This window comes from Microbulbifer weihaiensis (assembly GCF_048323715.1).
GTDB lineage: Bacteria > Pseudomonadota > Gammaproteobacteria > Pseudomonadales > Cellvibrionaceae > Microbulbifer.
Window position 1 is genome coordinate 144540 of the sequence record NZ_JBLWFL010000007.1, and the last position, 15647, is coordinate 160186.

Sequence of the window (15647 nt, forward strand, 5' to 3'; positions counted from 1 at the left end):
GCTTTTTCGTTACACCATTCGGAAAATATCAGTGCACCCAGTGGTGGCGCTCTTGCTTCTCCTGAATGGCTTCAGCGGTCGGTGCCGGCATGGCGCTGACTGGCAGGCGCTCGTGGAAGAATGCCAGGCGCTGATCACCATCCACTTCATTCATAGTGGCGGCGTCGAACACCTTGCCGTTGATCACGGTGTACTTGATGTTCTCCGACTGGCGCAGGTTCTCCAGCGGATTGCCGTCCACCACGATGATGTCCGCCAGTTTGCCCGCTTCCAGGCTGCCCAGATCCTTGTCCAGGCCGAGATAGCGCGCACCGTCGATGGTGCCGGCGCGGAAGGCTTCCCAGGAAGTGAAACCGCCCTGCTCCATCATCCACATCTCCCAGTGTGCACCGAGGCCTTCACGCTGGCCATGGGCGCCGATGTGCACGGTAACACCCTTGTCACGCAGCTGTTTGGCGTGGCGCGCCACATTGAAGTGATTGTAGTGGTGCTCCGGCGCTTTCTCGCGGCGGATGGAGCGGGGGTTGACGATAAAGTCCGGGGTGAAGCGGGTCAGGCGCTCGTTCTTCCAAACGTCCGTTTGGTCGTACCAGTAGTACTCACCGCTGAGGCCGCCATAAGCCACCACGAACGTGGGGGTATAGCCCACAGCGGTCTGGCTCCAAAGCTGCTCGACATCCGAGTAGATGTTGGCGATCGGCAGGGAGTGCTCAACACCGGTATGACCATCGACGATCATATTCATGTTGTGCTGGTACTTACCGCCGCCTTCCGGCACCACCATGATGCCATGCTTGCGCGCGGCTTCCAGCACCTGCTGGCGCTGTTCACGGCGAGGCTGGTTGTAGCTCTTCACGGAAATGGCGCCCATTCCCTTGAGGCGGCTGACGTGGAAATCTGCATCTTCAAGACTGTTGATCTTGGCGCGGTAGCCCGGCCCCTTGGCACCGTAAAGGATGGTGCCGGTGGAGAAGATGCGCGGGCCGTTGATGATGCCGGCCTTCTGCATTTCCGCGGCGGAGAAAATCTCGCTGCTGTCGTTGGACGGGTCGTGGATGGTGGTCACACCGAATGCAAGGCTGGAGTACAGGTTCCAGTTCTGCTGCGGGATGATCTCCTCGCGGCCCTGGGCACCGTGGGCGTGGGCGTCGACCAGGCCCGGCAGCACCGTCTTGCCGGTGACGTCGATACGCTGGGTACCTGTGGGGATTTCCACCTCACTGGCTTTGCCTACGGCGAGGATGCGGTTGCCGCGGAACAGCACCACGCCGTTTTCGATCACTTCCTGCGAAGTTTCCGCGTCGCGCATGGTGACCACAGTACCGCCGGTCAGCGCCACCAGCTTGTCACTGTCGGCAAATTTCTGCGGGAAGCTGAGATCGATGCCTTCGCTGACCGGCTCCGGCAGTTCTTCCGGTGCGCCGCTCACAAAGCTGAAGGCATCCTTCAGTTTGCGCTCATACAGTTTCGGGCCGTGGGCCCAGCCCAGGGTCTGGCTGTCCGCAGACCAGTGCAGGTTTTCCCCGGCGCGCTTGGATAGCTGGGTCACCTTCACCGCGGTGGCGTTGGGACCGATCGCTTCGGATTTGCCGGTGTGCATGAAGGGCGCGGCGTAGGCCTTGAAGTCCTGGGTGAAGGCCACCCAGCGGCCGTCCGGGGACAGGCGGAACGAGGTGATCTCGGCACCGTGCAAGTGCTCGCGCTCATCCTTGCCGTTGGTGTCCACGCTCTTGAACACGCGCTTGCCACCGTCCTCATACACGAATTCGGAGAAGTAGATGCGGTTGCTGTCGGCGCCGAAGTGCGGCTCATAGCCGGACTTGGCAATGCGGCGCTGCCAGTCACCGCCGGCATCCGCCAGGTAGATACCGGGCTCGAGAGAGTATTCCGGGCTCAGCAGGTAACCGCCGGTAAAGCGGCGGAATGCCACGGTCTCGCCATCCGGTGAAAAACTCGGTTCTACATAGAGGCCCGGCTCCCGGGTGATGTTCTGGCCGCGGCCGGTGCGGGCGGAAACCACCCGCACCTGGCCGAGTTGCTCGTCGTCCCAGGTGACATAAGTGATCTGCTTGCCGTCTCGGGACCAGCTGGGATAGAACTCGAAGTGCTCATCCTGACGTGTCAGTCGGCGACGTTCACCGCTTTTAACGTCCTGAATATAGATTTTCCCCAATGCCTGGAACGCGATCTGCTCGCCGTTCGGGGATTTCTGTGCCCAGCGGATCATCTTTACATCGAACTGTTCCGGGGCCACATCCACCGGGAAGCGCACTGCGTCGGCAACTTTTTTCTCGGTCTTGATGTGGGTCGCGATCTCACGCGCGCCGCTATCGATACTGCTGCCGTCGGCGGCAATGCGCAGGAACTTGCCCTTGCTCCAGACAATCAGGGACTGGCCATCCGGCATCCAGTCGTACTGCACATAATTGCCGTGGGAACCGAAGGTTTCCTGCAGGTCGCGCTCCAGACCGGAGAATAGCGGGGTTTCCAGGCCGGTGTTCAGGTCTTTGACGAACAAAGAGGTGTTGAAATCCTGACGGCGGATGAACGCCAGCTTGCTGCCGTCGGGAGACGGCATCGGGGCAATGGAGCCGCCGGGACCGGAGACAAAGGTTTCGTCCTTGCCGTCATTGAGGTCGTAGCGATTGATCGCAAAGATCTGCTGGGTGGAGTTCTTGTTGTACTCCCACACAGTGCCGGGCGTGGTGTCGATGGTGTAGTAGATGTAGCGCCCGTCGGGAGAGAAGACCGCATCGGAGATGTTCTTCTGCGCGATGTCGCCGCCCAGGCGTTTCTTGATCTGGCGCCCTTCGCCACCGCCGTAGTGATACATCCAGATTTCACCGGCGGGGATACTGCGGCCGGACATGAAACCCTTGCGTGCCACCAGGTGCTGGCCGTCGGGGCTCCAGCTCGGCGAGTGCACCAGGTTTTCTTTCTCGGTGGTCAACTGGCGCAGGTTCTCGCCATTGCGATCCATCACCCAGATATTGTCGGCGCCGTCGCGGTCACTCACGAACACGATGGATTTGCCATCGGGGCTGAAACGCGGCTGGGTATTCCAGGCAATTTCACTGGTCAGCGCGCGCGCTTCGCCACCGGCCACCGGCATCTCGTAGATGTCGCCGAGCATATCGAAAATGATGCTGCGTCCATCCGGACTGATGTCCAGGTTGCTCCAGGTCGTCTCGCGGGTATCCAGCGGGATGGATTTGAATTCATAGGGTGGTTTATTCACATCCCATTTGTCGGCGTCTTTGCCCGCCTCCTCCGCCTGGACGGCGAAAGGTAGTGCAAGGGCGACGCTCGCGCTGCCAATCAGGCGCGCGAGTCGGCTGCCTTTGGTCTTTTCAAACATGCTTGGCTCCCGGTATTTGGGGTTATGGTTATGATTCCGGCGGCGCACAGGGTGCGCCCTGGTCTCGCTGCGAGGCGATCATTCACAGTGAGGCCACACTGTGGATATCAGTGGAAATTACGTGATTGTCACAGGAATGCAATTCATCTGCGTCGAACGGCATTTTGTTCGGGACGCGGCAATCCCGTGGAACATTTGTCTGCCCTGTGCACCGCTTGTGGATAACCTCACTGGCTAGACTGTTGGAAGGGATATGGATTAGGTATTTGGTGTTTGCGGCCCGCAAACCAGGCCCTGAAGAGTTTGCCATGAGTCAGACCGACGACAGTGACCGGCCCAAGAGCGACAGCGATATCCTCCAGGAGCAGATGGAGGACAGCCTGCACGAATACCGTCGCGCCAACCGATCCCTGTTCCTGTCTTCCGTTGCGGCCGGGCTCGAGATCGGCTTCAGCCTGTTCCTTGTCGCTGCTTTTTATACCCACCTGCACGGAAGTATCGCGCAGGAGCTGATGTCGCTGCTGGTGGCGCTCAGTTACCCCGTCGGATTTATTCTCGTCATCATCGGCCGCACGGATCTCTTTACCGAACACACGACCCTGGCAATTCTGCCGGTACTCGACCGCCGCCGCTCGTTTGCTGGCCTGATGCGGGTCTGGGGGCTGATTTACAGCGGCAACCTGGTTGGTGCCGCACTGTTCAGCCTGATTTTTGTGCAGTTCGTGCACCTGACGGATCGCCTGGATGCCGGGGTTTTCAGCTACTACAGCGAAAAACTGCTCGGTGACAACGCCGCAGGCCAGTTTCTCGGTGCAATCTTTGCGGGCTGGTTGATGGGACTGCTGGGCTGGATGGTGACCTCGTCCGCCGAGACCATCAGCCGCATGGCGGTAGTCACCCTGATCACCTTTGTCATCGGCTTTGGCGGGCTGGCCCACTGCATTGCCGGCGCGGTGGGGGTTTTCAGCGCGCTGATAGACGGCGATGCCGCGGTCAGTATCGGGGATGCGACTCAGTTTCTGGTGCTCTCCACCCTGGGCAATACCGTCGGCGGCACCATCTTTGTGGGCCTGCTCAAATACAGCTATGTCGCCAGCGGGCGAGGATAATTTGCCTGTCAGCCTTGAGCTTGCGGCGATGGCTGGCCACAATTGCCGCCGTTTTTGAATTTGTTACTGGAACCACCATGACCATTGATGTCGTTATCCTCGCCGCGGGCAAAGGTACCCGCATGCGCTCTGACCTGCCCAAAGTCCTGCACCCGATCGGCGGTGTGCCCATGCTCGGACGGGTAATCGAAGCGGCGCAGCAATTGGGCGATGTGAAAATTACCGTGGTGGTTGGTCATGGCGCCGAGCTGGTGCGGGAGCGCTTCGCCGACAGCGATGTGCAGTTTGTAGAACAGACTGAGCAGCTCGGCACCGGCCATGCGGTGGCCCAGGCCATCCCGAACTTCCGCGCCGGTGCCACCGTACTGGTGCTCTACGGCGATGTGCCCCTGGTGAAAACCGGCACCCTGCAGTCCCTGCTCTCGGCTTCCGACAGGGGCCCGGCGCTGCTGTCGGTAGAGATGGCGAATCCTGCGGGTTACGGGCGCATCGTGCGCGATGACGCCGGCCGGGTGCTGGCGATCGTCGAAGAAAAGGATGCGGATGCCGATACCCTGGCGATCCGCGAAGTGAATACCGGCATTCTGGCGGCGCCGGGCGACCTGCTGGCGCAGTGGCTGCCGGAACTGTCCAATGACAATGCCCAGGGCGAGTACTACCTGACCGACGTGATCGCGCGTTCGGTCAGCGAAGAAATCGCGGTCACCGGTGTGCGCGCCAGTGACCCGCTGGAAGTCGCCGGGGTAAACAGCCGCGCCCAGCAGGCGCAGATGGAGCGCGCCCTGCAGCACAGCCGGGCGCTGGCGCTGATGAATGCCGGTGTCACCCTGCTGGATCCCAGCCGCATCGATGTCCGCGGCACCCTCGCGTGCGATACGGATGTGGCGATCGACATCAACTGTGTGTTCGAGGGCGAGGTAAAACTGGGTGCTGGCGTCCAGATCGGCCCCAACTGCCTGTTGAAGAACTGCACGCTGGCGGCGGGCACCGTGGTGGAGGCCAATTCCATTATCGAAGACGCGATCGTGGGTGAAGCCTGCACCGTGGGGCCGTTCGCGCGCCTGCGCCCGGGCACTGAATTGGCCAGTGGCGCCAAGATTGGCAACTTCGTCGAGACCAAGAAGGCGAAGATCGGTCTCGGCAGCAAGGTGAACCACCTCTCCTATATCGGTGATGCCGAGGTGGGCGACGGTGTGAACATTGGCGCCGGCACCATTACCTGTAACTACGATGGCGTGAACAAGTCCAAGACCATCATCGGTGACGGCGCCTTTATCGGCTCCAACTCCTCCCTGGTTGCCCCGGTAGCAATCGGTGCCGGCGCCACCATCGGTGCAGGTTCGACGATTACCCGCGAAGTGAGTGCTGACGAACTGGCTGTTGCCCGTGGCAAGCAGCGCAATATCGCCGGGTGGCAGCGGCCTACCAAGAAGTCCTGATCGGCGGGCTTTAAGGTTTAAGCCGGCCCGGTGGTGCAAATCACCGGGCGCCGGTTTTCGGAACTGAGCCCGGCGCTCCCGAACACCTGCATGCAGTGCTCCACCTTGCAACAAACCTTTAATGCGGCGTGAGTCACTTTCGTTACTTTTTTCGAAGCGCGCTAGGTTGCGCATGGGCAAACCACACGAGCGTAAAACGAACCGCGGAAGCCGGCTGAACCCCCAACTACACTACAGGCATCGGAATAAATGGACACGAGCCGATGCACAAACCCCGCCTGCAGCTACAGGCCTCCTTCGATATCGCATTTCTGCAATTTCTCGACAAGCGGGGCCAGGCCACCCAGCCGTTACCGGAATTTGCCACGCCGGAGTGGCTGACCCAGAGCTACCGGCAGATGCAGCTCGCGCGGATGGTCGACGACCGGGCGGTAAAGCTGCAGCGCACCGGGCGCCTGGGCACCTACCCGTCTTCCCTCGGGCAGGAAGCTATCGGTGTCGGCACCGGCTCCGCGCTGCTGGCAGAGGACGTTTACTGCCCTTACTACCGGGAAACTGGCGCCTTTCTTGAGCGCGGTGTGCTGATTGAGGAAATCCTCGCCAACTGGGGTGGCGATGAGCGCGGCCAACAGTTCCAGCATGCGCCCCATGACCTCCCGATCTGTGTCCCCATAGCCACTCAATTACTGCACGCCGCCGGGGTCGGCTTTGCCCTCAAATATCACCACCAGCAACACCACACGCCGCTGCAGGCTGCGGTAGCCAGCGCGGGTGAGGGCGCCACGTCAAAAGGGGATTTTTACGAAGCGATCAATATCGCCGGGGTGTGGAAGCTGCCGGTGGTATTCGTGATCAACAACAACCAGTGGGCCATTTCGGTGCCCCGGCGTGCGCAGACCGCCACGGCCACCATCGCGCAAAAGGCGATTGCCGCGGGGATACCGGCGCTGCAGGTGGATGGCAACGATGTGGTTGCGGTGCACTGGGCTGTGCGGGATGCACTCAACCGCGCGCGCAGCGGCGAAGGGCCAGCGCTGATTGAGGCCCTGAGTTACCGACTGTGCGATCACACCACCGCCGATGATGCCAGCCGCTATCGCGGAGAAGAGGAGCTGCAGCTTGCCTGGCAGTGGGAGCCAATCAGGCGGCTGGAGACCTACCTGCGTGAGCAGGAAATCTGGAGTGACGCCCAGCAGCAGGACATGTCGCGGGAGCTGGCGCAGGTCATGGAGCGGGCGCTGAACCGCTGGGAAGAGCGCGCTCCGGAGCCAGCCACTGCGATTTTCGATCACCTCTACGCGCAGTTGCCCGAGGCACTGTACGAGCAATACGACCAGCTGCGGGACGAGCAGCGGCTGCGGGAAGCCGGTGGCGGGGGGCAGCAGTAAATGACGGAAACCACACGGGAAATTACCCTGGTCGAAGCGGTCACCCAGGCCCTCGCCCACGAACTGCAGCGGGATCCGGCGGTCGTCGTATTTGGCCAGGATGTGGGGGCCAATGGTGGCGTGTTCCGTGCCACCGACGGATTGCAGCAGACCTTTGGCGCAAACCGGGTACTGGATACGCCACTGGCGGAAACCATGATCGCCGGCATAGCGGTGGGCATGGCGACCCAGGGGCTCAGGCCCGTCGCGGAATTCCAGTTTATGGGGTTTATCTATCCCGGGCTCGACCAGATTCTCAATCACGCCGCGCGCATGCGCAATCGCACTCGCGGACGCCTCAGCTGCCCGATCGTATACCGCGCGCCATATGGTGGCGGTATTCATGCGCCGGAGCACCATTCCGAGAGCACCGAGGCAATCTTTGCGCAAATACCCGGCCTGCGCGTGGTAGTGCCCTCCTCCCCGGCGCGGGCCTACGGACTGCTGCTGGCGGCGATCCGCGATCCGGATCCGGTTCTGTTCCTGGAGCCAAAGCGCATCTATCGCGCGGCGCGCCAGCCGGTGCCAGACAACGGTGAAGCCCTGCCCCTGGATCGTGCCTTTGTGCTGCGTGAGGGCCGCGACCTGACCCTGATCGCCTGGGGCGCGGCACTCCGGGAAACCCTGGCCGCCGCCGAGCAACTGGCTGCCGACGGAATCGAGGCGGAAGTGATCGATCCCGCCACCCTCAAACCACTGGATATCCACACCGTTATCGACTCGCTGGAAAAGACCCGTCGCTGCGTGGTGATCCACGAGGCTGCGCGCTTCGGCGGGCTGGGTGCCGAGATCGCCGCGCAGGTACAGGAATACGCGTTTGACCTGCTGGATGCCCCGGTGCAGCGGGTCGCCGGCTACGACACAGTCATGCCCTATTACCAGCTGGAGAATGTCTACCTGCCCGGCGTGGCGCGTATCCTCGCCGGCGCGCGCGCGGCGCTGGATTACTCGCCGCGACCGGTACAACAGGGGGGGCGGCAGTGAAAATATTCAAACTCCCGGATCTCGGCGAGGGCCTGCCGGACGCGGTGATCCGCGAGTGGCATGTGCAGGAAGGTGAGCGCGTCGCCGCCGATCAGTCGCTGGTGACGGTGGAAACTGCCAAGGCGCTGGTTGAGGTGCCGTCGCCCTGGGGTGGCGTGGTGGAAAAACTCTTTGCCGCACCGGGGGAAACCCTGCAAACGGGCCAGCCGCTGGTGGGCTTTGCCGCAACCGAAGGAGAGCCGGCACAACCGGCGGCGCACGCCGCAGGCCATGGCAAGGCGCGCGATTCCGGCACGGTAGTTGGGACAATCGATCAGGGCAATGAGTCCCTCGCACTGGAGAGCCGCCCGCTGCACAATCGCCCGCGCAACGCTACGCCTTCGGTACGTGCACTGGCGCGGAGCCTGGGTGTGGATCTCGTCTCCCTGCACCCGTCCGGCGCCCGATTTACCGAGGCCGAAGTGCGCGCGGCGGCAGGTCGCCCGCCCCGCTCGCAGCCCGAGCCGGCCGCTGAGCCAACAGAGGCTGCCGCCGGCGATCCCGCGCGCCGCGCCATGGCATTGGCGATGAGCCGCGCCCGGGATCAGGTGTGCCCCATGACCCTGTGTGATGAAGCGGATGTCACCGCCTGGGACAGCCAGGAATCAGCCACCCTGCGCCTGTTGCGCGCCATCGCGGCGGCGGCTTCGGCAGAGCCCAATCTCAATGCCCACTACATCGATGACAGCCTGGCACCGCAGGCACCGGTAAATGTGGGGCTCGCGGTCGATGCACCGCGGGGGCTGTTTGTACCGGTATTGCGGGATATTGATGCCCTCGACGACCAGGCACTGCTGGAACAGATTGCGCTCTTCAAGCAACTGGCCAGCGACGGCGCTATTCCCCAGGCCGAGCTCCAGGGGGCCACCATCCACCTGTCCAATTTCGGCAGCCTCGGCGGACGCTTTGCCACACCCATTGTGGTGCCTCCACTGGTATGTATTGTGGGTGCCGGCCGCAGCCACGAGGCGGTGCTGCCGTTTGAGGGCAAGGCGCGGGTGCGCCGGCTGCTGCCCCTCTCCGTGAGCGCCGATCATCGCGCGGTCACCGGCGGCGAGCTGGCGCGATTTCTGGGTGCGCTGATCGAGCACCTCTCACGCCCACAGCAAGATTGAGGTTGGCGTCTTAGCTTTCATTTCGCTATGCTTATGTTTCGAAACGAAACTTAAGCTTCCATGTCGAAACGTAATACCCAACAGCGCCGCCATCAGATACTCCAGCTTATCAACGACGCCGGCGAGGCCTCGGTGGAAGATCTCGCGCGCCAGTTCGAAACTTCCGAAGTTACGATCCGAAAGGATCTGGCCGCGATGGAAGACAGCGGCCTGCTGCTGCGCCGTCACGGCGGTGCCATTCCCCTGCCGCGCGAACTGGTGGTGGAAGATCCCCTTTCCCAGACCAAGCGCGCCATCGGCCGCGCCGCAGCGGAACTGATCCGCGACCACAACCGCATCGTGATTGATTACGGGCGCACCACGACCGGCCTGATCCCGGAGCTGACCCGCAAGCGCGGCCTGGTGGTCATGACTAACTCCCTGCACGTGGCCAACCAGCTGCGCGAACTCGAAAACGAGCCGACGCTGCTGATGACCGGCGGCACCTGGGATCCCCACTTCGAGGCGTTTCAGGGCCAGGTAGCCGAGCAGGTACTGCGCGGCTACGACTTCGACCAGGCATTTATCGGCGCCGATGGTATCGACCTGGAGCGCGGCACCTGCACGTTCAACGAGCAGATTGGCCTGTCGAGGGTGATGGCAGAGGTCGCGCGGGAAGTGATCGTGATGGCGGAGTCCAGCAAGGTGGGTCGGCGTATCCCCAACCTGGAACTGCACTGGGAACAGGTCACTGCGCTGGTGACCGATGACGGCATTGAAGAAGCGGCGCGCAAGCGGCTTGAGGCACTCGGTGTGCGGGTGATTTGCGCTGCGGTCGGTGCGCCGGTGCTGTAACCAATTAACAATTACCAATGAATCGAAGCACCAGCCGGCAATTACACGATCGGCGGGCAAAGATGACGAGAACCAAAGAAAAAGAGGTCTGAAAAGATGTGTGGAATCGTAGGTGCGCTGGGCCAGCGCAATGTCACCGGCATTCTCCTGGAAGGCCTGAGACGCCTTGAATACCGGGGTTATGACTCGGCCGGCGTGTGCCTGGTCAATGGCGATGGCAAGCTGCAGCTGCGCAAGACCCAGGGCAAGGTGGCGGATCTGGAGTCCGCCCTCGACAGCAGCCCCACCGCGGGCCAGCTGGGCATCGCCCACACCCGCTGGGCCACCCACGGTGTTCCCTCCGACAAAAACTCCCACCCGCACGCCTCCGGCAACTTCGCCCTGGTGCACAACGGCATCATCGAAAACTACCAGGTACTGCGCGAAGAGCTCATTGCCAAGGGCTACGAGTTTCTGTCTGAAACCGATACCGAAGTGATCGTGCACCTGGTTAACGATCTCGCCAAAGACGGCCGCGACCTGCTGCAGGCCGTGAGCGCTGCCACCCAGCGCCTCCATGGCGCCTACGCCCTGGGCGTGGTCTGCGCCGACGAACCGCACCGCCTGGTATGTGCCCGCTCCGGCAGTCCGCTGGTGATTGGTGTGGGCATCGAGGAAAACTTCATTGCCTCAGATCCCATGGCGCTGCAGCAGGTCACGGACCGCTTTATCTTCCTTGAGGAAGGCGACATTGCCGAAGTCACCACCGCTGGCATTGCCGTGTGGGACAAGTCCGGTGAAGAAGTCAGCCGCCCGGTCAACAAACTGCAGGGTGGCCACGATGCGGCGGACAAAGGCCGTTACCGTCACTATATGCAGAAGGAAATCTTCGAGCAGCCGAAAGTGGTCGAGGCAACTCTCGCCGGGCGCATTGGCGAAACCGCGGTACTGGCCCAGGCCCTGGGTACCAGCGCCAACGAAATCCTGCCGCAAGTGAAACAGGTGCAGATCGTCGCCTGTGGTACCAGTTACCACGCCGGCCTGGTGGCGCGCTACTGGCTGGAAGACTGGGCCGGCGTGCCCTGCTCCGTCGAGGTCGCCAGCGAAATCCGCTACCGCAAGACCGCGGTGCGCCCGGGTACCCTGTTTGTGACTATTTCCCAGTCCGGCGAGACTGCCGATACCCTTGCGGCTTTGCGCCAGGCCAAGGAGCTGGGTTACCTCGCGTCCATGACCATCTGCAACGTGCCCAACAGTTCACTGGTGCGCGAATCCGAACTGCACCTGATGACCGAGGCCGGCCCGGAAATCGGTGTCGCCTCTACCAAGGCATTCACCACCCAGCTGGTGGCACTGCAGCTGTTCTGTATCGCCCTCGCCCGCGCCAATGGCATGAGCGCCGAGCGCGAAGCCGAGCTGGTTCAGGCCCTGCACCGGCTGCCGAAGTTGATGGAGAAGTTCACAGCTCTCGACGAGCTGGTACAGAGCACCAGCGAAGCATTTGCAGAGAAACACCATGCGCTGTTCCTCGGCCGCGGCGTCGAGTATCCGATCGCGCTGGAAGGTGCGCTCAAGCTCAAGGAAATTTCCTATATCCACGCCGAAGCCTACCCTGCCGGCGAACTCAAACACGGGCCCCTGGCGCTGGTGGATGCGGACATGCCGGTCATCGTGGTTGCGCCCAACGATGAATTGCTGGAAAAGCTGAAATCGAATTTGCAGGAAGTGCGCGCGCGCGGCGGCGAGCTGTTTGTATTTGCCAGCCCGCAAGCCGGTTTCCACAGCGAACCGGGTGTCACGGTCATTGAAGTCCCGGATGCGCCGGAAAGCCTGCAGCCGATTCTGTACACCGTACCGCTGCAGCTGCTGAGCTATCACGTGGCATTACTCAAAGGCACTGATGTGGATCAACCGCGCAATCTCGCCAAGTCGGTTACAGTCGAGTAACCCACAACTTCAAAAAACAAACGACAGCCGAGTCCGAAAAAGAGGCCGGCTGTCCCCTCTTTCGAAATAAGAACAATTAAAAACCCGTTAACCTCGCACAGGTAACCCCCGCTTTAGAAGTATCGATTGGGGTTGAAAATGTGATCACACATAAAACTCAAACATATCGTGATGCATATCACAAAAATCACTTTGATTGGCGCATGATTCAACAAATCTGCTAGTTCGGTTGGCGCCTAATTCATGAGTGTGGTGACATCTGCCGCCGTCAAATTGGGGTCTCTCTATGGAGGCTCTCCGTATTACAAATACGAAACCAACTAGGGATTGTTATGCGGCGCATAGGGAAATTGTGTGAACGCAAGGAACATGTCTTCCTTGCCGTACTGAGTCTGGGCTTTCATTCCGCTGCGTTTAGTGGGGAATTCGAGGTATCCGGAAGTCACAACTTTGTACGTTCTCCCGGCACGCCAGAAGCACAGACAGTTGAGTTTTCAGCACCAAAAACTGGGCAGCATTACATTCTTCGAATCTATAACGGTGAAAATGCTGAAGATCTGGTTACCTCTGCCAGGGTCTCCCTAAATGGCATGGACTATTTCGAACCCGCTGATTTCAAAAAAAGTGCCCTATTTCTCGACACCCCGCTGATATCCCTGCAATTGCAGAATTCGCTCTATGTCATGCTGGAGGGTAAGCCCGGTAGCGGGTTGGCTGCGGAAGTTATTGGAATCGACAATGCAGCGCCAACCATCAGCGCAAATATCTATCCAGACCCGAATTCGGCAGGCTGGCACAACACTGATGTGAGTGTCAGCTTCCTCTGTGAGGATGACCTCAGTGGCATAGAGAGCTGTACCGCACCCATCGAGATTTCCGCTGAAGGTGCTGTACAGAGTTTTTCCGGGGAAGCCATCGATAGGGCCGGGAATGTCGCCAGCGCTATCGCAACAGTTAGCCTGGACAAAACCGCTCCTGCTCTGAATTCTGAAGTTTCGCCCCAAGCCAATAGCAACGGATGGCATAACCAGCCGATTGTCATCACGTACACCTGCTCAGATTCACTTAGCGGCATTTCAGTTTGTCCTGAAAACTCACCGGTAAGCACTGAGGGACAAAGTCAATCTGTCACTGCCGAAGCGATGGATCTGGCGGGCAACAAGAAGCAAATCGAGGATTTAATCAACCTCGATTTGACGCCACCAACAATCAACGCAAGTATGTCTCCAGCAGCCAACAGCGCTGGTTGGCATAACACTCCTGTCACGGTCAGCTTCAACTGCACGGACGCTCTCAGCGGCATAGAAACTTGTACGGCCAGCGAGATTTATTCCGGAGATGGTGCCGGCCAGTTGGCCAGCGGAAGTGCCATCGACCAGGCCGGCAATGTGGTATCGACGTCAGTAACGTTCAATCTCGACACTACCTCGCCAGAAATTAACTTTATATCACCGGCGAATGGGGCACTGTTGCGCGACCGGCAACCGACGGTACAGCTGCTGTTATCCGACAATATTGCGATCGACCAGCAGTCGTTTTCTCTAAGTGCCAGCACTAGTACTCCTTCAGAGTGTTCACTGGCAAATGGGCGGGCGACCTGCCAATTTTCCCAGCCTTTACCTATTGATTCTGAAATTGTTTTTTTTGCACGCGTAAATGACAGCGCTGGCAATTTGGCCGAGGTGTCGATGACCACGGCGATAGATAGCGACTTCGATAAGGTTGCTGATTATCTGGATCAGTGCCCGGAAACCTCGGCAACCGAGAGCGTTAATGAAAAAGGTTGCTCGCTAACCCAGCTCGACAGTGATGCCGATGGAATCAGTGATGCCGACGAACTTGCAGCAGGCTCGGATCCCAAAGATGCAACCAGTTTCCCCCAACTGCTGATCGAAAACTTCTCCGTGACTCCCTCGGCCATCGATAGTGAAGGCCAACAGGTGACGCTGCGCTGGAAAGTGACCGGTGCCGAAAAGGTCGTTATCAGTAATGACGTCAACGAAGACACTCATGAAAGTAGCGAAATGCAGGGCGAACTGGCTGTTAATCCGCAGCTATCGACAAGTTACTTCCTGACGGCCACCGGCCCAGCTGGCGAAACCAGAGCAAGTGTCAGCGTGAAATTGAATACACCCCAACCATCCGAGCTTTGGACAGAACCCAGTGTTCCGGTTCAGGAAAAAATCGCTACATCGCTCGCTGTATCGGACGATGGGAGCGCATATGTTGGTGCGTTTGACGGAAATTTTTACAAGGTAAATTCACGCGGTGAAATCGAATGGACCTTTGAAAATTCCGGCCTGGTAATGGGCAAAGCGGCAATTTCAGGTGACCGGATTATCTTCGGTGCGAATATCAGTGAAAGCGCTCAATCGGGTAATACCGGTCGTGTCTTTGCGCTCAGTTCCAGCAAGCAACCACTATGGAGCTTTGCCACACACGGTGCTGTTGTTGCAGGCCCGTTAATGAGCAGTGATGACGCTATCGTTTTTATCGCCACTTACAGTGGAAGCGTATATGCGCTGAATGCACAGGACGGTGCCAGCTTGTGGCAATTGCAGCTACCTGGCGGGTCGGGTATTACCAGCAGTCCGGCACTGTCCGGGCACAAATTGATTGTGCATACGCAAGACAAAAAAATATTTGCGTTGGATTCGAGAGTTGAAATTGAGGGTGATCGGATTCTCTGGAGCAGGACTCTGAATTGAACTTGTTTGTTTCCAAATGGGGAAACAAATTCACTCGGCAATTAAATCGAATAAATACGCTAATAAGCGGTGTGGAACACCAGATATATTGAAAGGCTTTGATTACATGGATAAGGGATTGTCTTGGCTCTCAAAAAACATCAGGATTTTTATTGCCCACTTTTTGGCAATCCTGGGTCTTTCAGTATCCGCAAATGCCAATAGCTCGGCGACCATATCGGCAAGCGACGGGCTGGAAAGCATAGATGGTGAGTATTCTATTATCGTTCAGTCGGGTCCTGTCACATTGGCCGGAAAGGCATGGAATGCATATCGCATTTACGAGCGAAAAGTAGGTGAGACAACGGAATGGACGAATATCGCTTATAGCGGTGCCCTTTACTGGATGCAACCGGATAGCGACTTTAATGGCGAGTACTCAGTATCCATACCACTTGATGGAGAGTTGCCGCGCGAAAATGGCGAATATGAGTATTATGCTCAGGTAAACCGATACTGTGATGAAGGCTCGTGCGGACAGACTGGACTCGTACAAGACCGTGTCGAAACCGCCATTATTACGGTTGTTGTCAACAAACCGAAAACTCCCGGCAAGCCCGAAATTAATTCTTATCCAGCTGATGATGGAATCGAGTCAGAAGATGGCGCGTACAGTATAGGTTGGCTGTCACCGACTACCGGAGATTTCGATTATTTCCTGGTCCAGGA

Annotated in this window: 9 protein-coding genes; 8 read left to right on the forward strand and 1 reads right to left on the reverse strand. The window is 59.4% G+C overall.

From position 1 onward, the window contains the following. Positions 1 to 28: 28 nt before the first annotated feature. Positions 29 to 3358: an amidohydrolase family protein gene (locus tag ACNKU7_RS10905; protein WP_418297012.1), complete on the reverse strand. Its 3330-nt coding sequence runs from the start codon at positions 3356 to 3358 to the stop codon at positions 29 to 31. 308 nt (positions 3359 to 3666) lie between these two features. Here ACNKU7_RS10905 and ACNKU7_RS10910 point away from each other — a divergent pair, with 308 nt between their 5' ends. From ACNKU7_RS10910 to ACNKU7_RS10945, 8 genes are all read left to right on the forward strand, one after another. Next, a complete protein-coding gene (locus ACNKU7_RS10910) occupies positions 3667 to 4467 on the forward strand; it encodes a formate/nitrite transporter family protein (protein WP_418297013.1) in 801 nt (266 codons plus the stop codon). Between the two features lie 77 nt (positions 4468 to 4544). Further along, positions 4545 to 5906, forward strand: coding sequence for a bifunctional UDP-N-acetylglucosamine diphosphorylase/glucosamine-1-phosphate N-acetyltransferase GlmU (glmU, locus tag ACNKU7_RS10915; protein ID WP_418297014.1), 1362 nt, complete (start codon positions 4545 to 4547; stop codon positions 5904 to 5906). Positions 5907 to 6169: 263 nt separating this feature from the next. Continuing rightward, positions 6170 to 7294 (forward strand): pyruvate dehydrogenase (acetyl-transferring) E1 component subunit alpha, encoded by a 1125-nt coding sequence (pdhA, locus tag ACNKU7_RS10920; RefSeq protein ID WP_418297015.1) that lies wholly within the window; start codon positions 6170 to 6172, stop codon positions 7292 to 7294. Next, complete coding sequence (locus ACNKU7_RS10925; RefSeq protein ID WP_418297016.1) at positions 7295 to 8317, forward strand: alpha-ketoacid dehydrogenase subunit beta; 1023 nt, start codon at positions 7295 to 7297, stop codon at positions 8315 to 8317. Next, entirely contained in the window at positions 8314 to 9471 is a 1158-nt protein-coding gene (locus ACNKU7_RS10930) for a dihydrolipoamide acetyltransferase family protein (protein ID WP_418297017.1), read from the forward strand. Before ACNKU7_RS10925 ends, ACNKU7_RS10930 begins: the two co-directional genes overlap by 4 nt. A gap of 60 nt (positions 9472 to 9531) precedes the next feature. Continuing rightward, a complete protein-coding gene (locus ACNKU7_RS10935; RefSeq protein WP_418297018.1) occupies positions 9532 to 10305 on the forward strand; it encodes a DeoR/GlpR family DNA-binding transcription regulator in 774 nt (257 codons plus the stop codon). Between the two features lie 96 nt (positions 10306 to 10401). Further along, the gene (gene glmS, locus ACNKU7_RS10940) at positions 10402 to 12231 is read left to right on the forward strand and encodes a glutamine--fructose-6-phosphate transaminase (isomerizing) (protein ID WP_418297019.1); all 1830 of its coding nucleotides are present in this window, start codon (positions 10402 to 10404) and stop codon (positions 12229 to 12231) included. 350 nt (positions 12232 to 12581) lie between these two features. After that, the gene (locus tag ACNKU7_RS10945; RefSeq protein ID WP_418297020.1) at positions 12582 to 14939 is read left to right on the forward strand and encodes an outer membrane protein assembly factor BamB family protein; all 2358 of its coding nucleotides are present in this window, start codon (positions 12582 to 12584) and stop codon (positions 14937 to 14939) included. Positions 14940 to 15647: the final 708 nt, after the last annotated feature.

What these genes read in the sequence shown, in the direction of transcription:
- ACNKU7_RS10905 (WP_418297012.1), bottom strand. Translation starts at nt 3,358, where the DNA reads ATGTTTGAAAAGACCAAAGGCAGCCGACTCGCGCGCCTGATTGGCAGC.
- ACNKU7_RS10910 (WP_418297013.1), top strand. Translation starts at nt 3,667, where the DNA reads ATGAGTCAGACCGACGACAGTGACCGGCCCAAGAGCGACAGCGATATC.
- glmU (WP_418297014.1), top strand. Translation starts at nt 4,545, where the DNA reads ATGACCATTGATGTCGTTATCCTCGCCGCGGGCAAAGGTACCCGCATG.
- pdhA (WP_418297015.1), top strand. Translation starts at nt 6,170, where the DNA reads ATGCACAAACCCCGCCTGCAGCTACAGGCCTCCTTCGATATCGCATTT.
- ACNKU7_RS10925 (WP_418297016.1), top strand. Translation starts at nt 7,295, where the DNA reads ATGACGGAAACCACACGGGAAATTACCCTGGTCGAAGCGGTCACCCAG.
- ACNKU7_RS10935 (WP_418297018.1), top strand. Translation starts at nt 9,532, where the DNA reads ATGTCGAAACGTAATACCCAACAGCGCCGCCATCAGATACTCCAGCTT.
- glmS (WP_418297019.1), top strand. Translation starts at nt 10,402, where the DNA reads ATGTGTGGAATCGTAGGTGCGCTGGGCCAGCGCAATGTCACCGGCATT.